This window comes from Pseudomonas sp. MWU349, assembly GCF_017947325.1.
Lineage (GTDB): Bacteria > Pseudomonadota > Gammaproteobacteria > Pseudomonadales > Pseudomonadaceae > Aquipseudomonas > Aquipseudomonas protegens.
The window spans coordinates 728,424-748,485 of record NZ_JAFEVP010000003.1 but is presented as its reverse complement, the minus strand read 5'-3'; the positions used below and the strand labels follow the sequence as shown (position 1 = coordinate 748,485).

Annotated in this window: 19 protein-coding genes; 3 read left to right on the top strand and 16 right to left on the bottom strand. The window is 64.3% G+C overall.

Annotation, left to right across the window (positions count from 1 at the left end; translation table 11 throughout):
- Positions 1-35: 35 nt before the first annotated feature.
- The 6 genes from KCG88_RS15530 to yiaY all read right to left on the bottom strand — a co-directional run bounded on the left by KCG88_RS15530 (position 36) and on the right by yiaY (position 5,898).
- Entirely contained in the window at positions 36-566 is a 531-nt protein-coding gene (locus KCG88_RS15530; RefSeq protein ID WP_047335907.1) for a DUF4142 domain-containing protein, read from the bottom strand.
- A 159-nt stretch (positions 567-725) separates the two neighbouring features.
- The gene (locus tag KCG88_RS15525; RefSeq protein ID WP_047284298.1) at positions 726-2,075 is read right to left on the bottom strand and encodes a GGDEF domain-containing protein; all 1,350 of its coding nucleotides are present in this window, start codon (positions 2,073-2,075) and stop codon (positions 726-728) included.
- A gap of 104 nt (positions 2,076-2,179) precedes the next feature.
- A complete protein-coding gene (locus KCG88_RS15520) occupies positions 2,180-2,818 on the bottom strand; it encodes a LysE family translocator (protein WP_011059744.1) in 639 nt (212 codons plus the stop codon).
- A gap of 239 nt (positions 2,819-3,057) precedes the next feature.
- Positions 3,058-3,789 (bottom strand): hypothetical protein, encoded by a 732-nt coding sequence (locus KCG88_RS15515; protein WP_210712675.1) that lies wholly within the window; start codon positions 3,787-3,789, stop codon positions 3,058-3,060.
- Positions 3,790-3,814: 25 nt separating this feature from the next.
- Complete coding sequence (locus KCG88_RS15510; protein WP_210712674.1) at positions 3,815-4,552, bottom strand: hypothetical protein; 738 nt, start codon at positions 4,550-4,552, stop codon at positions 3,815-3,817.
- Between the two features lie 197 nt (positions 4,553-4,749).
- Positions 4,750-5,898: an L-threonine dehydrogenase gene (yiaY, locus tag KCG88_RS15505; RefSeq protein WP_047284295.1), complete on the bottom strand. Its 1,149-nt coding sequence runs from the start codon at positions 5,896-5,898 to the stop codon at positions 4,750-4,752.
- A 158-nt stretch (positions 5,899-6,056) separates the two neighbouring features.
- On the opposite strand from yiaY, the gene KCG88_RS15500 reads away from it, so the two are divergent.
- Positions 6,057-7,076 (top strand): DUF4917 family protein, encoded by a 1,020-nt coding sequence (locus KCG88_RS15500; protein WP_210712733.1) that lies wholly within the window; start codon positions 6,057-6,059, stop codon positions 7,074-7,076.
- Positions 7,077-7,185: 109 nt separating this feature from the next.
- Here the strand turns inward: KCG88_RS15500 and KCG88_RS15495 are convergent, their stop codons facing one another.
- Entirely contained in the window at positions 7,186-7,728 is a 543-nt protein-coding gene (locus tag KCG88_RS15495) for an XRE family transcriptional regulator (protein WP_210712673.1), read from the bottom strand.
- Between the two features lie 161 nt (positions 7,729-7,889).
- Between KCG88_RS15495 and KCG88_RS15490 the strand changes: the two genes are divergently transcribed.
- Both KCG88_RS15490 and KCG88_RS15485 read left to right on the top strand, forming a co-directional pair.
- Entirely contained in the window at positions 7,890-8,672 is a 783-nt protein-coding gene (locus KCG88_RS15490) for an aldolase (protein ID WP_011059738.1), read from the top strand.
- Between the two features lie 31 nt (positions 8,673-8,703).
- Complete coding sequence (locus tag KCG88_RS15485) at positions 8,704-9,591, top strand: dihydrodipicolinate synthase family protein (protein ID WP_047335904.1); 888 nt, start codon at positions 8,704-8,706, stop codon at positions 9,589-9,591.
- 68 nt (positions 9,592-9,659) lie between these two features.
- On the opposite strand, the gene KCG88_RS15480 is transcribed toward KCG88_RS15485, so the two are convergent.
- The 9 genes from KCG88_RS15480 to KCG88_RS15440 all read right to left on the bottom strand — a co-directional run bounded on the left by KCG88_RS15480 (position 9,660) and on the right by KCG88_RS15440 (position 20,039).
- Positions 9,660-10,193 (bottom strand): hypothetical protein, encoded by a 534-nt coding sequence (locus KCG88_RS15480; protein ID WP_210712672.1) that lies wholly within the window; start codon positions 10,191-10,193, stop codon positions 9,660-9,662.
- Positions 10,193-10,837 (bottom strand): hypothetical protein, encoded by a 645-nt coding sequence (locus tag KCG88_RS15475; protein WP_210712671.1) that lies wholly within the window; start codon positions 10,835-10,837, stop codon positions 10,193-10,195. Before KCG88_RS15475 ends, KCG88_RS15480 begins: the two co-directional genes overlap by 1 nt.
- Positions 10,838-11,110: 273 nt before the next feature.
- Entirely contained in the window at positions 11,111-11,449 is a 339-nt protein-coding gene (locus KCG88_RS15470; RefSeq protein ID WP_011059734.1) for a YegP family protein, read from the bottom strand.
- Between the two features lie 62 nt (positions 11,450-11,511).
- Complete coding sequence (locus tag KCG88_RS15465) at positions 11,512-12,843, bottom strand: LLM class flavin-dependent oxidoreductase (protein ID WP_210712732.1); 1,332 nt, start codon at positions 12,841-12,843, stop codon at positions 11,512-11,514.
- A 13-nt stretch (positions 12,844-12,856) separates the two neighbouring features.
- Entirely contained in the window at positions 12,857-14,284 is a 1,428-nt protein-coding gene (locus KCG88_RS15460; RefSeq protein ID WP_210712670.1) for an MFS transporter, read from the bottom strand.
- A 130-nt stretch (positions 14,285-14,414) separates the two neighbouring features.
- Complete coding sequence (locus KCG88_RS15455; protein ID WP_047284290.1) at positions 14,415-15,164, bottom strand: tRNA-dependent cyclodipeptide synthase; 750 nt, start codon at positions 15,162-15,164, stop codon at positions 14,415-14,417.
- A 4-nt stretch (positions 15,165-15,168) separates the two neighbouring features.
- Entirely contained in the window at positions 15,169-15,945 is a 777-nt protein-coding gene (locus KCG88_RS15450) for a 2OG-Fe(II) oxygenase (protein ID WP_047284289.1), read from the bottom strand.
- Positions 15,946-16,237: 292 nt separating this feature from the next.
- Complete coding sequence (locus KCG88_RS15445) at positions 16,238-17,185, bottom strand: aliphatic sulfonate ABC transporter substrate-binding protein (protein WP_246882702.1); 948 nt, start codon at positions 17,183-17,185, stop codon at positions 16,238-16,240.
- 385 nt (positions 17,186-17,570) lie between these two features.
- Positions 17,571-20,039, bottom strand: a complete 2,469-nt coding sequence (locus KCG88_RS15440; RefSeq protein WP_047284287.1) for a TonB-dependent receptor — start codon at positions 20,037-20,039, stop codon at positions 17,571-17,573.
- Positions 20,040-20,062 lie beyond the last annotated feature (23 nt).

Sequence of the window (20,062 nt, the reverse complement as noted above, 5' to 3'; positions counted from 1 at the left end):
CCAACTAAAGGGCAAGGATGGGGCAACGGCGGGGCTCAACCGTCCAGCCGGTCGGACCGGCGCCCGGCCTGCAGGGCCTTGGCCATCTGCAGGTGGTTTTCCAGCTTGGGCAGGGTCTCTTCGGCAAAGGCCTTGAGCTCCGGCACCTCGCTGGTCTGCGCCTGCTGCTGGATCTGCTCGATGGCTTCTTCGGTAGCCTTGACCTGGCTGGCGGCGTAGGCGCGATCGAAGTCCTCGCCTTGGGCTTGAGGTACGCGGGGCATCAGGCGCTTGGCCTGGTCCATCACCTGTTCCCGGGGGGCGACCGGCAAGTCCAGCTGCTTGGCGATCTTGGCCAGGTGCTGGTTGGCAGTGGTGCGGTCGTTGATCACCTGGATGGTGTATTCCTTGACCGCCTTGGATGAGGTCTGCTGGTGGGCCAGGCGGCTGGCTTCGATATCGGCCATGCCCTTGGCCGAGGCGTCGTCGATGAAATCCGCGGGGGACTGGGCCAGGGCGCTGGTGGCGCCAAGGCCCAGGAGCAGTGCCAGTCCGGCACCGCGCATGACTGTGGCCATGGGGTTCATGAGGTGGCTCTCCACTTGCAAATTGATCTGCCGGAAGCCATGGCTCCCGTCTGCATAGGGAAAGGTGAGGGGCGCAAAGGTTTAGAAAAACCCTCGCCTGCACGACGAACGGTGAACCCCGGCACGGCCGGGCCAGGGCGTCATCCGGTGCCTGCCGGCTCAGGCGTTGGAGCGGCTTTTCTGTGCCCGTTTGACCGCGTACATGGCTTCGTCGGCGTGCTTGAACAGCTGTTTTTCCTCCAGGCCATGCTCGGGATACAGGCCGATGCCGATGCTCGGCAGGATGTTCAACGAGTGGCCGTCCAGGCGCAGCGGCTCGCCCAGCGCCCGCCGGATCTTTTCCGCTACCCGCTGGGCATCCTCGCTGTGCTGTACGCTCTCCAGCAGGATCACGAACTCGTCGCCACCGATCCGCGCCACGGTGTCGGTTTCCCGCACGCAGCCCTTGAGCCGGTTGGCCACCGCTTGCAGCAGCATGTCCCCCACCGCGTGCCCGCAGGTGTCGTTGACCTCCTTGAACTTGTCCAGGTCGACATACAGCAGGGCCATGCGCCCCGACTCGCGCCGGGCCCGGGCCAGGGCCGAGCGCAGGCGCTCGCGCAGCAGTTCGCGGTTGGGCAGGTGAGTCAATTGATCGTATTCGGCCATGTAGTGCAGGCGTGCATGCAGCTGCTTGCGTTCGATGGCCGCGGCCAGCTGCGCGCTGACGTACTGCAAGAGTTCCTGGTCCTGCTCGCTGTAGCTTTCGGTGCCCGGGGCGCTCTTGACCATCAGCACGCCGATGGTGCCCTTTTGCGAATTCAGCGGCACGCCCAGCCAGCAGCGCGCCCCCTGGATAGCCGCGAACTCGCTCCAGAGCACCCGGTTCACCGGGCACTCCGGCGCCAGCAGCAAGGGCCGGCCGCATTGCAGCACCTCGACGCAGAAGCGTTCGATCAAGGTGCCCGGCAGTTCCGGGCTGCCTTCGCAGTCATCGACGTGATAGGGAAAGCTCAGGCTGGTGCTGCGCTCATCGTAGAGCGCCAGGGAACAGTTCAGCGCCGGCAGCCATTCGCCGATGATCCGATGCACATGCCGGAACAGCACCAGCAGGTCTTCGGTGGCATGGGCCGCCTCGGAAATCGCGTACAGCGCCGCCTGCCGGGATTCCGCCTGCTTGCGCTCGGTGATGTCGCGGGCCACGGCGATGCGCAACTGGTCCACTTCCGACCAGCGCGCCGACCAGAGAATATGCGCCACCCGCCCGTCCTTGCGCACGTAGCGGTTCTCGAAATTCGGCTTGGGCACCCCGCCCATGATTTCCCGGGCGGCCTGCAAGGTACGTTCACGATCGGCCGGGTGCACCAGCTCGATCATCGGGCGGCCGATCAGCTCGTCGGCGGTGTAGCCGAAGACCCGCTCACAGGCGGCGCTGACAAACACGAAGCGACCCTCGACATCCACGGCGCACACGGCGTCCAGGAGCAGGTCGATGAAACTGGCCAGAGGCGCGGAGTTCTTGGTTGCCATCAGAGAAAGCTACTACCCATGAAAAATGCACTGAGTACCCATCCCTTGAGCCCGGTCGCAGGCCGAAGCCTGCGACTGCACACCGTCGCAACCCGCGCGGCGCGTCACGCCTTGTTGCCGACCAACCCTGGCACTGCGTGCAGCAGGGCATTGATCGCGAAACCGATGAACATCACCCCGCAGACGCGGGTGATCGCCAGTTCGTGGCGCTGGTACCAATTGCGTACCTTACGCGCGCCGACGATGCCGATGAGAATAGCGTATGCGCCGAGGCCGCCAAGGAAACTCAGGGCAATCAGCCCCGGCAGCATCGACCAGGTCAGCAGCTCGGCGCGGCTGGAAAGCAGCGCGGTGAAGGTTGCCACCGCCACCGGATAAGCCTTGGGATTGGTCAGGCCGAACAGGATCCCGTGCCAGAACGGGTTGCGCGCCGGGCCCTGGGGTTCGTCGCCATCGCGCGGTTTACTGCGGATGGCCCGCAGGCCGAGCCAGAACAGGTACAGGCCGCTGAGCACGCCGAGGATATTGAACGCATCGCTGCCGATCTCCCGGGCCCCGACAATGGCGATCAGCGCGGTGCTGCACCAGACCACGTCGCCCAGCATGTGCCCGCAGAGAAACCCGGCCCCCGCCTGCCGCCCGCGGGCCGCGCCGATGCCGAACACCGCCAGCACTCCGGGCCCGGGGGTGATCGCATAAATGAAACCCGAGGCGATAACGGCCAGCAACAGCGATGAGGTCATCAGCAAGACTCCAGGACGATGCGCCTGACAAAAACGCCAGGCGCATGGGGAATGTGGCGGATTCTGCACGATCAAGGCACCTTGCCACCAGCTGCTTTCGTCAGCTGCCCCTGTGGATCAGCCTCTCAACCGGCGGAGTAAAAGTGCATTCCCGGGTAAGGATGAACGCGGCAGGCCAGCAATCGCGAGGCCAGATCGCTGAGGGCCAGGCTCAGGTGGTTGAGCCCCTTGAGCATGGTTCACGCTCCCGTCAGGGTTTTCGACAAGGGGTAACGCTGGCCGTCGTAGTGCAAGGTGACACGGCTGTCCTTGGGCGCCAGGTCGCGACTCTCGCAACCGGCCGGCCCTTTGAAATGCTCGGTGTCGACGATTCGCGTACGCACCAGCAGGTCGGCATGGCCGTTGCGCTGACCGCTGCCCAGTTCCAGGGTCCGGTGCAGGGTCCGGCTGCGCCCGACACACTCACCGCCCGGGCCGAGCTCAGCGCGGCGCTCATCCACCACCAGCCCTTCGAGCCTCGGCGGAAGGCCCTTGCCATCACGTACGAACAGGGTCAGCAGGGTTTTCTCATGGGGGTGGGTGCTTGAGGCGCGGTGGTAGTTGACCCGCAGGCCAAAGGCCCGCTCCTGATCGCTCAACTGGTAACGCCCGGTATCGATCTGCAACCCCTGCAAGGCCAGGCCATCGGAACGCCGGGCCAGGTCCTTGTTGTAGCTGGCCACGGCCCAGCCGCTGTCGTCGAGCAGCAGCGCCACATCCAGGTTGTAGCGAGGTGCCTTGGCGTTTTCGGCCCCTTGCATCGGCGTGGCTCGAACCCCGATGTTCATGCCGTCTTCGGCCGGCCAGGGTTTGCAGACGTGGAGTTCTCCCGGGGCATTGGGGCTGTTGTCGCACTCGGCCAGCGCCATCGTCGCTACGCCCAGCAAAGCGCACAGCACCAGCCCACGGGTCGATTGTTCAAGCAGGTTCATCAAGCTTCCTTATCGCTCGCCCGTGTCAGATACCACTGAAGCCATTGGGCAGAACGTAGCGTTGGCCATCGTAGTGCAGGGTACTGACCACCGGTTTGGCGGCCACGGAGGTGGACTGGCATTCTTGCCCGACTTTTTTGCTCTGGGTACTGACGCTGACCGAACGCACGATCAGGTCGGCATAACCGTGGCTGCGGGTCTTGGCGATATCCAGGGTGCGCGTGGTTTTAGTGCCCTCGCCGGCGCACTGGCCATCCCATTCGCCGTTGTACGAATGGGCCACGAACTTCTCCAGCACCGGGCGCAGGGTACTGCCCTCGCGCACGTAGAGGCTGAGCCAGGTCTGACTGAAGGGGTTGACCCGGGACGAGCCCTCGAACGCGGCCCGGACCCCGAACGCCCGAACCTGAGGCGTCAGTTGGAAGCGCCCCGTATCGAGCTTCACGCTCTCCAGGCGAAAGGCGTCGGAGACAAAGGCGGCAGGCTGCTCATAGCTGGCCAGGGCCTGTCCGCTGCTGCGGTCCAGCACCGCCAGTTGCAGGTTGTAGGTGCCGTCATCGGTGCCGGTGTCGCTGGGGTCCGGAACCTGCTCGGACAGCAGGCTGATGCTCTGGTCGGCAAAGGCCGGCCAGTCCTTGCACAGGGAAAAGCCCGGGACTTCGGCATTGCGTGGCGGCGGCAGGCACTGGGCGGCGGCGGATGTGGCACCGGCCAGCAGGGCCAGGCCGCCCAGAAGCGGGATCAGGGAAGAGCAACGGATCATTCACGACTCCTTGTGACAGGCGGATAGAGCGCCATTTCAGGTCGCACTATCCTCCGCGGCGCGAGCGCTTTCAACGCCGGGAGCAGGTGCTCGGGAGTCTGTGGTGCCGGGTGTGCGGATGAACCCTTGGCTGGCAAGCCAGTTCCTGCAGTCACCGGGTGTGCAGGAGCCGGCTTGCCAGCGAAAGGTCACGCCCCTCAGAACGCGCTGCGGAAAATCTCCTCGATCTGCCGCTGATCCGCCGGACGCGGGTTGGTCAGGCCGCAGGCATCCTTGAGGGCATTGGCCGCCAATAGCGGAATATCCTGCAACTTGGCGCCCAACTCGCGCAAACCAGCAGGAATCTCCACATCACGGGCCAGGGTACGGATCGCCGCGATGGCCGCCTGGGCGCCCTCTTCCGGGCTGAAACCGCGAATGTCCGCTCCCAGCGCGTGGGCCACATCGGTCAGGCGCTGGGCGCATACCGTGGCGTTGAAGCTCTGCACATGGGGCAACAGCACCGCGTTGCACACGCCATGGGGCAGGTCGTAGAAGCCGCCCAGCTGGTGGGCCATGGCGTGCACGAAACCCAGGGACGCATTGTTGAATGCCATACCGGCGAGGAACTGCGCATAGGCCATGTTCTCCCGTGCCAGCAGATCGTTGCCATCGTGCACCGCCTGGCGCAGGTTGGCGCTGATCATTTCCACGGCCTTCAGGGCGCAGGCATCGGTGATGGGGTTGGCGGCGGTGGACACATAGGCTTCCACCGCGTGGGTCAGGGCATCCATGCCGGTGGCGGCGGTCAGGCCCTTGGGCATCGCCACCATCAGTGCCGGATCGTTCACCGACAGCAACGGCGTGACGTTGCGGTCGACGATGGCCATTTTCACGTGGCGCGCTTCGTCGGTGATGATGCAGAAACGGGTCATTTCGCTGGCAGTGCCGGCGGTGGTGTTGATGGCGATCAAGGGCAGTTGCGGCTTGGCCGACTGGTCGACGCCTTCGTAGTCGCGGATCTGCCCGCCATTGGTGGCACACAGGGCAATGCCCTTGGCGCAGTCATGGGGCGACCCGCCGCCCAGGGAGATGACGAAATCGCACTGTGCCTGCTGCAATTGCGCCAGGCCCTGCTCGACGTTGGCAATGCTGGGGTTGGGCTTGGCACCGTCGAAGATCACCGAATCGATGTCCTGCATGGCCAGCTTCTCGGCCACCATGCTGGCCACGCCGGCCTTGGCCAGGCCCGTGTCAGTAACGATCAGCGCCTTGCGAAATCCATAGTTGCGGATGGCGCTCATGGCCTCGTCGAGACAGCCGATGCCCATGATGTTCACGGCTGGAATAAAAAAGGTGCTGCTCATCAGAAGATCTCCCGGCGAATGCCGATTTCACGGTGTCGATGCAATGTTTGCCAAACAGGATCGACCGATCGGTCACCGGCGTTGTTGATCTGGCTCAAGGGTCGGTCGTGATAAAGTCGCCAGCCGAAATACCTCCAGCCTTGAGACCGATGACCGCGATGATGGATTTCCAGGAATTTGATGCCGAACTTGAAGACTGGAACGCCCTGGGTGCCAGCACACCGTTCAATGGCTTGCTGATCGGCAACGGCGCCAGCCGTGCCGTGTGGGAAGACTTTGCCTACGACTCACTGTTCGAAAACGCTCGCACAGTGGAAGAAAAACCCCTCAGCCAGTCCGAGCTCAGTGTATTCGAGGCCCTGCAGACCCGCAGTTTCGAGCAGGTACTGGGCGCCCTGAAAACCACCAGCCGAGTCAACAAGGCCCTGGCAGTCAGCTCGGCGGCGCCGCGCAATCGCTACTACGCCATCAAGGAAGCGCTGATCAACACCGTGCACGCGGTGCACATTCCCTGGCGCCTGGTCCAGGAGCAGAGCCTGGCGGCGATCAACCAGGAGCTGCGGCGCTATCCCACGGTGTTCACCAGCAACTATGACCTGCTCAACTACTGGGCCGTGCAGCAGGACAGCCAAGGCATCGACGACCTGTTCCACGGTGCCGATCCGGCCTTCGAACTGGGCAGCGCCCCTAGCGCCCCGACCCGCATCCTCTACCTGCATGGCGGCCTGCACCTGGTGCGCAACCTGGACGGCAGCGCGCGCAAGCTGACCTCCACCGAAGGCACCCTGCTGGGCAGCTTCGCCATCAACAACACCCTCAAGACCCTGGACGACGTGCCGCTGTTCGTCAGCGAGGGGCCGCTGGCGGACAAGCTCAAGACCATCCGCGGCTCGGATTACCTGTCGTTCTGCTACCAGCAGTTGCTGAACCACAGCGGGGCGCTGTGCATCTTCGGCCACAACCTGGGGCCCCAGGACAGCCACCTGGTCCAGGCGATCCGCCAGTCGGCGACCCAGACCCTGGCGATCTCCATCTACCCGCGCAGCGCGGCGTTCATCCAGCACCAGAAACGCCACTACGCCAAGCTGTTCGAAGGCCTGGACCTGAGTCTGCGTTTCTTCGATTCCAAGACCCACGCCCTGGGCAACCCGGCCCTGTCGGTGCCCGTGGAGCGCTGAGCACTCCCGCCCTGTAGGAGCTGGCTTGCCAGCGAAGACGTCCGCCAGGGCGATGCATGTCTTGGTGCCCATTCGCCAACCAGCCGGCGCCTGGCGGCGCTGAACGCCTTCAGTCCTCGCTGCTGTGCACCACCACCAGCAACTGCGCCTGCTCGTCCCCCACGGAACGGATGCGGTGGGGTTTCTGCGCATTGAAGTGCAGTGCATCGCCACGGTTGAGAATCACCCGCTCGTTCATGAAGTCCACTTCCACCTGGCCTTCGTGGACGAACAGGAACTCCTCCCCCAGGTGTTCCTTGAAGGTCTTGTCACTGAATTCCCGGGCCGGGTAGATGATGAACGGCAGCAGGTTGCGCTCGCTGACCTGATGGGCCAGCACCGCATAACCCGGGACCTGCCCATTGGCCGCCAGTGACTGGCGCTGGTCGCTGCGCACCAGGCTGTAGCTGTCGAGGCTGATGTTGTCCTCGGCGAACAGTTCCTCGACCTTGACGTTCAGCGCCTTGGCCAGCTTCAACGCGGCAGCGATCGACGGCGTGTTCAGCCCGCGCTCGACTTTCGACAGATAGCTCTTGGTCATCCCGGATTTCTCGGCCAGGGCTTCCAGGGTCACGCCCAGTTTTTTTCTCAGCAATTTCAAACGGATAGACATGTAGAGCAATTAATCCATCTAGAAAACAACGATTGGCGCTTGCCAATGACACAAAGTGTCATATAGCCTCTTAAGTGTCATCACGATTCACCACGCGCCGTCGCAAGCAGCAGGTGAAACGCAGATCCGACGTCCATTGCACTTCTCAAAGGACCTTCGACATGGCCAAGACATTAGCATTGCCCAAAGACCAACTGGTCAAGCAAGCCCTGACCCAGATGCAAAATACCCTGGCGGATAATACGTGGACCGACCGACAAAAGCTGGCCCTGACCTGCCGCATTCTGTTCGAGAACGGCCACGACTCGGGCCTCGCCGGGCAGATCACCGCCCGCGGCCCGCAACCCGGCACCTACTACACCCAGCAACTGGGCCTGGGCTTCGATGAAATCAGCGCCAGCAACCTGCTGCTGGTCAACGAAGACCTGGAGGTCCTCGAAGGCCACGGCATGCCCAACCCGGCCAACCGCTTCCACAGCTGGGTGTACCGCGCCCGGCCGGACGTGAACTGCATCATCCACACCCACCCGACCCACGTCGCCGCGCTGTCGATGATCGAAGTGCCGCTTGCGGTGTCGCACATGGACCTCTGCCCCCTGTACGAGGACTGCGCCTTTCTCGAAGCCTGGCCGGGGGTGCCGGTGGGCAACGAAGAAGGCGAAATCATCTCTGCCGCCCTGGGCGACAAGCGCGCGATCCTGCTTTCCCACCACGGCCAGCTGTCCACCGGCGCAAGCATCGAGGAAGCCTGCGTGATCGCTCAACTGATCGAGCGTGCGGCCAAGCTGCAACTGCTGGCCATGGCCGCCGGCACCATCAAGCCGATCCTCCCGGAGCTGGGCCGCGAAGCCCACGACTGGATTTCCAAGCCCAAGCGCCACAGCGCCGCCTTCAACTACTACGCTCGGCAAAACCTGAAAAAACACGCCGACTGCCTGAACTGATCCACCCCTTATGCCTTGCAGGAGTTGCACCATGCCTACTACCCAGATCCACGGCATCATCGGCTACACCGTCACCCCCTTCGGCCCCAACGGCGAAGGCCTGGACCTGGACGCCCTCGGGCGTTCCATTGACCGCATGATCGACGCCGGCGTCCACGCCATCGCCCCCCTGGGCAGCACCGGCGAAGGCGCCTACCTGAGCGACGCCGAATGGGACCAGGTCAGCGAGTTCAGCATCCGCCACGTGGCCAAGCGTGTGCCGACCATCGTCAGCGTCTCCGACCTGACCACCGCCAAGGCCATCCGCCGTGCGCGTTTTGCCGAAGCCAAGGGCGCCGACGTGGTGATGGTACTGCCCGCCTCCTACTGGAAGCTCAGCGAAGCCGAGATCCTCGCTCACTACCAGGCCATCGGCGCCAGCATCGGCGTGCCGATCATGCTCTACAACAACCCGGCCACCAGCGGCACGGACATGTCGGTGGAACTGATCCTGAAGATCTTCCACGCCGTGGAAAACGTCACCCTGGTCAAGGAAAGCACCGGCGACATCCAGCGCATGCACAAGCTGCAACTGCTGGGCGAAGGCCAGGTGCCGTTCTACAACGGCTGCAACCCGCTGGCCCTGGAAGCTTTCGCTGCCGGTGCCAGTGGCTGGTGCACAGCGGCGGCGAACCTGATCCCGCAGCTCAATCTCGACCTCTATCAGGCCGTGCTGAGCAACGACCTGGCCCGCGCCCGGGCGCTGTTCTACCGCCAGTTGCCGTTGCTGGACTTCATCCTCAAGGGCGGTTTGCCGGCCACGGTCAAGGCCGGGCTGGGGCTCACCGGGCTACCCACCGGCGAGCCGCGCAAGCCGGTATTCGCGCTGAACGAGGGCGCTCGCCAGCAGTTGCAGACGCTGCTGCAGAGCCTGGGTTGATTTCCTGAAAAAAAGCCCGGACGGCTGACACCGTCCGGGCTTTGACATGGGCCGCGTGCAAGCGTGGCTCAGTGACCGTTCAGCGCCAACGGGGCCTGGGCCTTGAACTGCGGGTCCTGCAGCATCTGCGCAATGAAGTCGTCGGTGATGCGCCGCACATGCTGGTATTGGCCGCCATCAGAGTTGGCCCAACCGCGCCAGGAGCGGGTGTGGTTGCTGACCCGATACTTGGCCACTTCCTGGTCACCGCGGCTGACCTGGAACATCACCTGGCTGTCCCAAGTGGTCCGGCCCGGCACGATAAACAAGGTCATGGCACTGAGCAGCCCCATGGGAATGTTCTGCCAGCCAAAGTAATCACTGTTGGCCATCACGATCACGTTGTAGCCATCGGCACTGAACCCCGGCTGCACCTGCTCGAAGGTGCCGCGACGACGCAGTTCGTCACGGATCTGGCCGGCAGGGATGGCCCCCATCACACTGACGCTGATCGCCGGTAACCGCTGCTGATAATCCACCTCGGCCGGCTTGAGACTGTGGCTGGTCTGGCAACCGCCAAGCCCCAGCATCAGCAGCATCAAAAACCACAATTGATGACGCATTACAGATCCCCCGACAGCATGGCCTTGAGCATCGACGCCTTGGGCCCCTGCTCCTTGACGATCAACGACGTGACCTCCTCCATCTTCTCCAGGTCGACCCGTTGCAGGTTCGGCACCTGCGGGTATTTGGCGCGCACCAGGGCGGCGTCGCGCTCCAGATGGTCGCTGTGCAGAAACACGCACTTGGCCCCCGACGCCGACAGGCAGCCGGCGCGAAAATCACCCAGGTAATAGGCCTTGCCGGCTTCCAGTTCCAAGGGGATGGAGAAGTCTTCGCGGCTCCAGGCGGTGGCGTTGCCGCGGTCGAAATGCAGGTTGTAGATCTCGTAGCGCCCGGGTTTGAGCGGCATCACGAACAGGCTGCCGATGCCGTGCCAGGTCTCGCGCACATCCCGTGGCGTACGGCCGTAGATCTGGTTGTACAAGCGCGCCGAGGCAAACCCCTCACCGCCGCGCGGGCGTATCAGCAGCATTTGTTCGTTGGCGGTGTGCACCGCCTTCGGCCAGATGCCGACCACCCCCACCACATAGGCCACCCCCGACTGCGAGTCGGGGCGCATATTCTCGGCAATTTTCGTGGAAGACAGGCTGTAGCAACCGCTCAACGCCAGCAGCGCGGCGAGTAATACGAGAGGGCGAATCATGAGGTCGCAGATCCCTTGGACAATGATTGATAACGTCAACCAGAGTGCCAGGCCTGCCGAGCGCCCGGTGACGGGCGCGGAGGATAAGGCAAATGATGGCACTTCGCCATAACTCCGTCGCCAATCGGCTGGCGGCCTGCCAGATCACAATACGCTGCCCTCGCCCGGCTTCCGGGCAAATGCCGGGTGCTCGTGAAAACCCGCCGACAGCACAACGCCCGAACGCTGCATGGGGTTCGGGCCTGGTGCTGTCGAGGGTGTGTGGAGCCGGGCCTAAACGGACGTCAGGTCCTTGATGTTGTGGCTGGGGCCGTTGGCCTTGACGCTGGCGATGCCCTTCTCCCGGGCCGCTTCCGAGGAATAGGTTTCACTGTTGCCGATGATCTGGTGGTTGGCCGCCTTGAGGTTGAAATAGGGTTTGCCATCCTTGGCGCTCTTGCGTTCGTAGCGTTCCTCCAGGGGACTGTTGGCCTGCACCGAGGCGATGCCGTTCTCGGCTGCGGCGCGGGTGGTGTACTGCTCGCTGCTGAGAATGACCTCGGCATTGGCCGCCTTGAGCACGAAGCGAAACTGGCCGTTGCTGCTTTTCTTCAACTCATACCATCCGGACATGCTGTAGCTCCTGGGTTGATCGTTGGGCGTTGCGCCTTGAGAGTAAAGACTCTTTCAGCCATTCAGCCATTGCCCCGGTGGCTGAAGAAACGGTTTTCCACCCGCGCCAGCCCCAGGTGCTCACGCAGGCTGTGGCCGGTGTAGCGCTGGCGAAACAGACCCCGGCGCTGCAGCTCGGGGGTGATCAGTTGCACAAAATCGTCGATGGCCCCCGGCAGATGGGTGAACAGCACATTGAAGCCGTCGGCGGCGTATTCCTGGTACCAGGTAGCCAGCTCATCGACGATCTGCCCCGGCGTGCCCACCAGTACCTTGTGCCCGCTGGCCGACAGGCTGCGCAGCAGTTGCGCCAGGCTCGGCCGCTCCCGGCGGATCAGTTCCTGCACCAGGTGCCGGCGGCTTTTATGCCGCTCGGTGGGGGCGGCATCGTCCAGCAACGGCACCTGCGCATGCAGGGGCAGATGCGACAGGTCGATACCCAGGTCCAGCAGGTAGGACAGGGCCTTGAGCTGTGCCTGGGGGTCCTGCAGTTCCTGCAATTGCTGGTACTTCTCCTCGGCTTCGTTGAGGGTGCGGCCCACCGTGGGGGCGATGCCGGGGAAGATTTTCAACTGCCCGGCATGCCGCCCGTAAGCGGGAAGCCGTTCCTTGAGTTCGCGATAGAAAACCTTGGCCTGCTGCAGGTCGGTCTGGGCGGTGAACACCAGCTCGGCGCAACGTGCCGCCAGCTCACAGCCCGGCCCGGACGACCCGGCCTGGGCGATCACCGGCCAGCCCTGCAATGGCCGCGGCGCATTCAACGGCCCCTGTACCTGGAAGTGCCGCCCCTGGTGCTGCAACAGGTGCATGCGCTCCGGGCGCAGCCACTGGCCGCTGGCCTTGTCCCGGGGAAAGGCGTCGTCGGCCCAGCTGTCCCACAGCCCGCTGGCCACCTTGAAGAACTCCTCGGCCCGGGCGTACCGCTCGGCGTGGCTCAGGGGTTCGGGGTGGTTGAAGTTCTCGCCGCCGATCAGCCCGGTTACCAGGTTCCAGCCAGCCCGGCCCTCACTCAGGTGGTCCAGGGAGGCGAACTTGCGCGCCAGGTTGTAAGGCTCGTTGTAGGAAGTGCTGGCGGTGGCGATCAGGCCGATATGCCGGGTTACCACCGCCAAGGCCGGCAGCAGGGTCAGCGGGTCCCAGCGCAGGCTGTAGGAACTGCGGGCCAGTACCCGCGGGTCCAGGTCCCCCACCGCCACGTTGTCGTTGAGAAACAGGGCGTCGAAACAGCCCCGCTCCAGGGTTTGCGCATAGTGCCGGTAGCGCTGGAAATTCAACGAGGCATCGGCATCCGCCTGGGGATGGCGCCAACTGCCGCCATGGGCGCCGGAGCCTGAGAGAAAGGCCCCCAGCCCCATCTGCCCAGCGCGCTCAGCCACGGCTGGTGCCCTCCTCGGCCGTCGGCACCGGCGCCGGGGCCGTGCGCAAGAGCAGGCTCACCGAGGCCCAGACCAGCAGCGTGACCACCGCCAGAAAGCCCATCACCGCGCGGTAACCATTGAGAAAGGCGCCCTGGGCATCGTCCAGCGGCGTGGCGCAAAAGTGATGAAACAGCCCCACCCCCACCGCCAGCCCGACACCGCCACCGACGTTGTGCAAGGTCATCAGCGAGCCCATGGCCACCGAGCCCACTTCCTGGGGCACCGAGGAAATCCCCAGCACCGTGGACGGCCCGAGAATGCTGGCCCACCCCAGCCCCATGACGACAAAGGCGCCCAGCAGATAAGGCAGCGAAGTCTGGCCATCGAAACCGGCCTGCAACAGCGCCGACAGCACGAACAGCAGCAGCCCGGTCTTGATCAGCAGCGCCGGCCCCTTGCGATCCACCAGGCGCCCCACCAGCGGTGACAGCAGCGCCACCCCCAGGGTGGTGGGCAGCAACAGCAGGCCGCTGGCCTGCACCGTTTCGCCGCGGATCTGCGCCAGGTACAGCGGCATGACGAAAAACGCCACGCAGTAGAACAGCGCCAGGCCGAAACTGGCCGCCACCCCGGCAACGAAACGCCGGTTGGCGAACAGCTTGAGGTCGATGATCGGCGCGGCCACCCGCCGCTCCACCGCCAGGAATGCGCCCAGGGCCAACACCGCCAGCGCCACCAGGGCCAGGGTCAGGGGTGAGCCCCAGCCCCAACTGCCGCCCTGGACGATCACCAGCACCAGGCTCGGCAGGCCGATCAGCAACAGCAGCGCGCCCCAGCCATCCAGGCGCGCGCCGGTCTCGGCCGAACGCGACTCCTTCACGCTGAAGCTGCAAATGCCCAGGCTCAGCAGCACGAAGGGCACGTTGATGAGAAAGATCCACTGCCAGCCGAAGGCGCTGGTTATCAGCCCGCCCAACACCGGGCCCACCGCCAGCCCCACTCCATTGACCCCGAACAGCACGCCGAAGGCCCGCCCCTGCTCGGCGGTCTCGAAGGTGCTGGAGACAATCGCCCCCGAGGCGGTATAGAGCACCGCGCACGCCAGACCCTGGGCCACCCGCGCGCCGATCAGGGTACCGATCTGCCCCGCCAGCCCGGCCGCCAGGGAGGCCAGGCCGAACACCGTCAGGCCGATGAACAGCACCCGCTTGCGCCCGTGCAGGTCGGCCAGGCGCCCCACCAGCACCATGAAGCTCGACAGGGCCAGGATGAAGCCGTTGATCACCCATTGCAGGGCGTCCACCGAGGCCCCGAGGTCGGCCTGCAGGGCCGGTAACGCGGTGTTGACGATGGTGAAATCCACACAGCCGAGAAAACTGGCGATGCTCACACCGAGCAATGCCCACCATTTGCGTTGCTGTTGCGCAAAAACGCCCATGGAAACTCCTTGTCAGTCATAAAAAAACGCTCTGTAGGCGCCCGCTTGCCGGTGAACAGCCCCTTGAGTCCGGCATCGCCGGCCAGGGCGCTTTCGCTGGCAAGCGGGCGCCTACATTGATCGCGGCGGATCAGATGGCGATGGCGCCGCTGGTCCAGTTGGGGTGAATGGCGCCGGGCAAGGTGAAGGGAATCGGGATCCCCCGCTTCTTGAACTTCAGGGGCAGCCAGCGCACCCGGTCCGGGCTGTGGGGTTCGATCAGCAACTCGCGGCTGGTGGCCATGGCCGTGGTCATCTGCTGCGGGTAGAGCACGTAGTGGTAACCCTCGTCGGCCCACAGCGGCAGGATGATCGGGATCTCTTCCAGGATGTACTCCCGGCACTGGGCCGCCGCCCGCTCGATGTCCGCGTGTTCGTCACGCAGGCGCAGGCGCTCGGTGAACACGCCGATGGTGCTGTCGATGGCGTCGCGCAATTCCTCGCGCTGCTGGTAGACCTCATCCAGTTGCTGGCGCAGCTCGGCATAGCGGTCGCTGGCCAGTTCCTGGTTCCAGCGGGTGATGTGGTACGGCACCCGCAGGCCGTCGAGGATGCTCTGGTTGCGCGCCAGCCAGGCATCGCCATCGCGGATCGCCGCCGACAGCGCCTCCCCGGGGGACTTGCCGTGCTTGTTGTGGCGTTGCAGCGTATCGGCCACCACCACCTTGACGTGGCTGAAGCCGGACTGGTTGATCAGGTGGATGGTGGACCGCAGCTTCTGGTCCTCGTGGTACTCCTGGCCGACGCTGACCGCCAGGACCACGCGCTTGCCGTCGAATTCGTGCTCCTCGCCGCCCTTGTTGAAGTAGGCCTTGAGGTTGATTTCCTGCACCTTGCTCATGAGTTCAGCTCCAGTAGGCCAAAGGCTGGTGTTCGCCGTAGTAACCGATAAAGACCCCGAGGGTGACCCGGGTGCTGCTGGCCGAAGGGCGCACGGCGTGGATCAGCCGCGGGTTGAGCAGGATCAGGTCGCCAGGCTCGGGCTTGACCACGAAATCCGGCGGCGGCAGCAGGTGGCGTTCGATGCCATAGGCCCGTTCGCCCTTGAGGCGGTTGTACTCCTGCTCGTCCGGCTCGATGCCCCAGATCTCCAGCTCGCCACCATCCTCGGGGATCTCCAGGTAGATGTTGGTGGACAGCTGGGTCAGCAACTGCGGGCTGTGGCCCTCGGGGGCATTGCGTTCGAGCTTGTCGGTGTGGGGCGTGAGATCGACCCCCGAACCCTGGAAGCGGGCAATGCCGACGAAACACTTCTGCCCGTCCACCTGCAACAGGTGCGCGCCCTGTGGCCAGACTTCGTCCAGCAGCAGGCGCAGCTCGTCGATGGGCGAGGCCAGTGGCCGGAACAGATTGCGGATCTTGCGAATGTTGGGCAGGGCCAGGGCGTGGTATTCGGCCCGGCTCTGCTCATCCTGGATCTCGATATAGGCCTTGCCGACCCGGACGAACTCCTGCTGCTGGCTGAAGGCACTGCGCAGTTCCTGCCGGTACAGATGATCCCGCGCCACCTGCAAGGTGTCCGGTGGGCAGAAACCTTTGAGCTGAACGCCGTAAGAGCGTTTTTCCACAACATCGAGGATATGCCGCGCTTCAAGTTTGTCGGCCGTAGTGACTGTGAACATGCAAGCTCCCTTAATTCCCTGGAAGTAGCGACGAAGTACAACATCGGTAGAACGTAATAATTTGTTTCAGGACCACCTTAGGCAGTTGCGATGGCCTTGTGAAATATCCTTTATCTCTAATATCCAAACTTAAAAACGTAACGAAAATCAGGCAAATAGCGGCCACCACAGGCACTTTTAAAGTGCTGCGAGAAGATTATTAAATTTGCTGATAGTTAAATTAAGCGAAGGACATTATTGCTCTTTATTTATTTAAGACCTCCCCAGATAAATTAATAAAACTGCCACATACTCATTCAACTTCATTGAATTGAGCATCCATGTAAGCTGCCGCATCGAAAGTCTTCTGAATGATCCCCTCCTCGCGGTAGAGATCGGCGGTGTGCTGCACGTCTTCCACCACGGCCGGGCCTACGGCGATACGCCGGGGCACCGAGTAGCGATTGGAACGTTCATGAACCTCCACCGGCAAACCGCTGTAGCCGGCCTGGATCTTTGAAAACTCGCTCTGGTGCTGGTTGGCCCAGGCATAGGCACGATCCAGGCGCTGCAGGAAGTCGGCGATCTGCTGCGGCTTGTCGTGAATCGCCTGGTCGTTGGCCACCAGCAGCATGTGCCCGGCGAACAGCCCTTCGCCACTGACCAGCACCCGGCTGCCGCCCTCCATCTGCACCATGCTGGTATAGGGGTCCCAGGTCGACCAGGCATCGGCCTGGCCGTTGCTCAGCAGGCTGCGGGACTCGGCCGGCTGGAGAAAGATGAACTGCGCATCCGCGCCGTGCAGGCCCACCGACCGCAGGGCGGCCAGGGCCAGGAAGTGGCCGATGGAGCCCCGGGTGGTGGTGATGCGCCGGCCCTTGAGGTCGGCGGCCTGCTTCAGCGGCGAATCCTCCTTGACCACGATCGCCACCGCGGTCGGCGTGACCTTGAGCTTGATTACCCCCACGGTCTTGAGCGGCGCCCCGGCCGCGGCGGCAAACACAAAGGGCGCATCCCCCAGGCTGCCGATATCCACCGCTCCGGCGGCCAGGGCCTCGGCGGTGGGGGCCGCGGCAGCGAAGGAGGCGAACTCGATGGGGTACGGCACTTGCTCCAGCTCGCCTGCCGCCTGCAACAGAATTTTCAGCGACTGCTTCTGGCTGGACACCCGCAGCGCCGGCTGCGCCAGTGCACTGCCCAGCCACAAACACAACACCAGCCCTTGCAGGAGCCGGCCTACCCTGCCCCCTGTGCCGGTCATGCGGCCGCCTTCGCTGGCAAGCCAGCTCCTACCGGGTGAACCGCCGGCAGGACGCCACGGGTGTAGGAGCCAGCTTGCTGGCGAATGGCCCTTGAACCCTGCGCCGGTCATGCGGCCGCCTTCGCTGGCAAGCCAGCTCCTACCGGGTGAACCACCGGCAGGACACAACAGGTGTAGGAGCCAGCTTGCTGGCGAATGGCCCTTGACCCCTGCGCCGGTCATGCGGCCGCCTTCGCTGGCAAGCCAGCTCCTACCGGGTGAACCACCGGCAGGACGCCATGGGTGTAGGAGCCAGCTTGCTGGCGAATGGCCCTTGAACCCTGCGCCGGTCATGCGGCCGCCTTCGCTGGCAAGCCAGCCCCTGCGAGCGTGATCGTGGCCATGCTCAGAACGCCAGGCTGACGCGGCTGTAGTAGTAGCCGCCGCCCAGGCCATAGGGCGAGAACATTCCGTATTCGTAGGTCCCCGCCCAGGCCTTGAGGCCGATCTTGTCCGGGTACACGTCGAACAGGTTGTTGGCGCCCACGGCCACGGTGAGGTTCTGGGTCACGTCGTAGGCCACGTCCAGGTCGGTGATCCACTTGGCGCTGTAGGTGCGATCGTTGGCCGGGATGTTCGAGCCTTCGGTGTACTCGCCAAAGCGGGTCAACTGCAGGTTGGTGGTCCAGTCGCCGACCTTGTAGTTGCTGGAGAGGATCCACTTGTCCTTGGGCGTGGATTTAGTCAGGTCGATCTGCTGCTGACGGTCGAACAGCACATAGCCGGCCCCCAGGCGCGACAAGGCCGCCGGGGTGTCAGCCAGGTCGCGGATGGTGGTCTTGTTGTGGTTGTAGGCGACGCTCCACTTCGCCGTGCCGTACTCGCCAAAGGACTGGCGGTAGTCCGCCACCAGGTCCACGCCCTTGGTCCGGGTGTCGGCAGCGTTGGTGTAGTACTGCCCGGCAAGGTTCGGCGAGAGGCCGTTCTCCACCAGGATCTGCGACACCGCGGGGCCCTTGAGGATGCCGGTCTGGAGGATGCGCTTGTCGATGTCGATCAGGTAGAAGTCGGCGGTCAGGCGCAGCCGATCGGTGGGCTCGGCGGTGAAGCCCAGGCTGTAGTTGCGCGAGGTTTCCGGCTCCAGGTCCTTGGCGCCCAGGGCAATGGCTTCCGGCGAGTTGGGGCGCATCTGCTTGGTGCGCACCGAGGTGGTGGTGCCGCCCGCGCCGAACTGGGTCACGGTGCTGGTGGTGGAGAACACGCTCTGGGCCAGGGACGGCGCACGGAAGCCGTTGCTCACGGCGGCCCGCACCGCGTACCCGGGGAGGAACTCGTAACGGGTGGTGAGCTTGCCGCTGGTGGTGTCGCCTACCCCGAGGTTGTACTTCTCGTAGCGCGCCGCCGCGCCGACGTACCAGTTGGGGGTGATGTTCAGGCCCAGGTCGAGATAGGCCGCCTCACTGTGGCGCTTGAGGCTGTAGGCGTCTTCCGGGGTGGTGCCGTTGACCGAGAACAACCCCGGGTCCGGCACCACACCGGCGAAAGGCCCGGTGTTGGGGACATAGCTGCCCTGGTTGTAGGAGTTGGGCTCGCCCTCTTCCAGCGCATATTTCTCCCAGCGGTATTCCACCCCGAAGGAGGTTTCCAGCGGGCTGCTCCAGCCGATGTCCAGGGCCCGGGAGAAGTCCAGGTTGTTGGTCCACTGGTCGAACACCAGGTTGCCCAGGTGGAAATCGTGCTGGCTGTAGGGGCCATTGGAGATGTTCAGGTTGTTGGCCGTGTCGAGCACCCCGCGATCCTTGCCGTAGGTACTCGACAGGTCCCAGTCCCAGCCACCGAGCAGGCCCTTGGCACCACCGGCGACCTGGAAATCGGTCTCGTGGATTTCCCGTCGCGCCTGGCCGCCGTTGGGGTAAGGCGCATTGGGAATGCCTGCCAGGCTGGTGATGTCGGTGGGCTTGCGGTGCCCCAGGTCCTTGTTGCTGTTGCGGTAGCTCAGGGTCGAGAACGAGTACAGCTTGAGGTCGTCCTCCAGAGGCAGCTCGGCGTTGTAGGCCAGGCTGGTGGTGCGGTCGCGGCCCAGGCCGTACTCGGTGCCCCAACCCTGGCGATTGCTTTCCCGAGGGTCCGGCGAGCCGTCGGCCTGCTTGAAGTACAGCTGGCCGCTGGCGGCACTGGAGCGCTCGTAGGGTTCCTGCAGCTTGGCGTCCCAGGACAGGTTGATGAAGCCGCCGTTCTCTCCCAGTTTGTTGCCCCAGTTGAAGGCTTCGTGGCCGGTGGTGCCGTCGCCGTCGTAGTACTGGCCCAGGGTGGTGTCGGAGGTCAGGCCTTCGGCATTGCGCTTGAGGATGATGTTGATCACCCCGGCGATGGCGTCGGAGCCGTACTGCGCCGCCGCGCCGTCGCGCAGCACTTCGATGCGCTCGATGGCGGCGGTGGGAATCAGGTCCAGGTCCACCGGCACCGAGGCGTTGCCGACCCGTGCGCCGTTGTTGATCAGCGCCGAGTTGTGCCGGCGCTTGCCATTGATCAGCACCAGCACCTGGTCGCCGCCCAGGCCGCGCATGCTCACCCCGCGCACCAGGAACGCCGTGCCGCCGCCGTTGATGGTCGGTACGTTGAACGACGGCAGCAGGCGCCCGAGCATTTCTTTCAGGCCGTTCTGGCCGATGCTGCGCAACTGCTCGCTGTCGATCACATCGATCGGCGCCGGGCTGTCGGTCACCGTGCGTTGCTGGCTGCCGCGCACGCCAGTGACCACCACCGTGCCCAGGGTTTCGTCGGCCGCCAGCAGTTCGGCGGGCAACGCCAGGCCCATCAGGCCAAGGCTCAGGGGGGCCGCGCCGAAGAGGATTTTATGCAAGGAAATACTCATGACTTCAGATCCTTTGACAGGCG

Coding starts and splice junctions, on each gene's coding strand:
- KCG88_RS15530 (WP_047335907.1), bottom strand. CDS start 566: ATGAACCCCATGGCCACAGTCATGCGCGGTGCCGGACTGGCACTGCTC.
- KCG88_RS15525 (WP_047284298.1), bottom strand. CDS start 2,075: ATGGCAACCAAGAACTCCGCGCCTCTGGCCAGTTTCATCGACCTGCTC.
- KCG88_RS15520 (WP_011059744.1), bottom strand. CDS start 2,818: ATGACCTCATCGCTGTTGCTGGCCGTTATCGCCTCGGGTTTCATTTAT.
- KCG88_RS15515 (WP_210712675.1), bottom strand. CDS start 3,789: ATGAACCTGCTTGAACAATCGACCCGTGGGCTGGTGCTGTGCGCTTTG.
- KCG88_RS15510 (WP_210712674.1), bottom strand. CDS start 4,552: ATGATCCGTTGCTCTTCCCTGATCCCGCTTCTGGGCGGCCTGGCCCTG.
- yiaY (WP_047284295.1), bottom strand. CDS start 5,898: ATGAGCAGCACCTTTTTTATTCCAGCCGTGAACATCATGGGCATCGGC.
- KCG88_RS15500 (WP_210712733.1), top strand. CDS start 6,057: ATGATGGATTTCCAGGAATTTGATGCCGAACTTGAAGACTGGAACGCC.
- KCG88_RS15495 (WP_210712673.1), bottom strand. CDS start 7,728: ATGTCTATCCGTTTGAAATTGCTGAGAAAAAAACTGGGCGTGACCCTG.
- KCG88_RS15490 (WP_011059738.1), top strand. CDS start 7,890: ATGGCCAAGACATTAGCATTGCCCAAAGACCAACTGGTCAAGCAAGCC.
- KCG88_RS15485 (WP_047335904.1), top strand. CDS start 8,704: ATGCCTACTACCCAGATCCACGGCATCATCGGCTACACCGTCACCCCC.
- KCG88_RS15480 (WP_210712672.1), bottom strand. CDS start 10,193: ATGCGTCATCAATTGTGGTTTTTGATGCTGCTGATGCTGGGGCTTGGC.
- KCG88_RS15475 (WP_210712671.1), bottom strand. CDS start 10,837: ATGATTCGCCCTCTCGTATTACTCGCCGCGCTGCTGGCGTTGAGCGGT.
- KCG88_RS15470 (WP_011059734.1), bottom strand. CDS start 11,449: ATGTCCGGATGGTATGAGTTGAAGAAAAGCAGCAACGGCCAGTTTCGC.
- KCG88_RS15465 (WP_210712732.1), bottom strand. CDS start 12,843: ATGGGGCTGGGGGCCTTTCTCTCAGGCTCCGGCGCCCATGGCGGCAGT.
- KCG88_RS15460 (WP_210712670.1), bottom strand. CDS start 14,284: ATGGGCGTTTTTGCGCAACAGCAACGCAAATGGTGGGCATTGCTCGGT.
- KCG88_RS15455 (WP_047284290.1), bottom strand. CDS start 15,164: ATGAGCAAGGTGCAGGAAATCAACCTCAAGGCCTACTTCAACAAGGGC.
- KCG88_RS15450 (WP_047284289.1), bottom strand. CDS start 15,945: ATGTTCACAGTCACTACGGCCGACAAACTTGAAGCGCGGCATATCCTC.
- KCG88_RS15445 (WP_246882702.1), bottom strand. CDS start 17,185: ATGACCGGCACAGGGGGCAGGGTAGGCCGGCTCCTGCAAGGGCTGGTG.
- KCG88_RS15440 (WP_047284287.1), bottom strand. CDS start 20,039: ATGAGTATTTCCTTGCATAAAATCCTCTTCGGCGCGGCCCCCCTGAGC.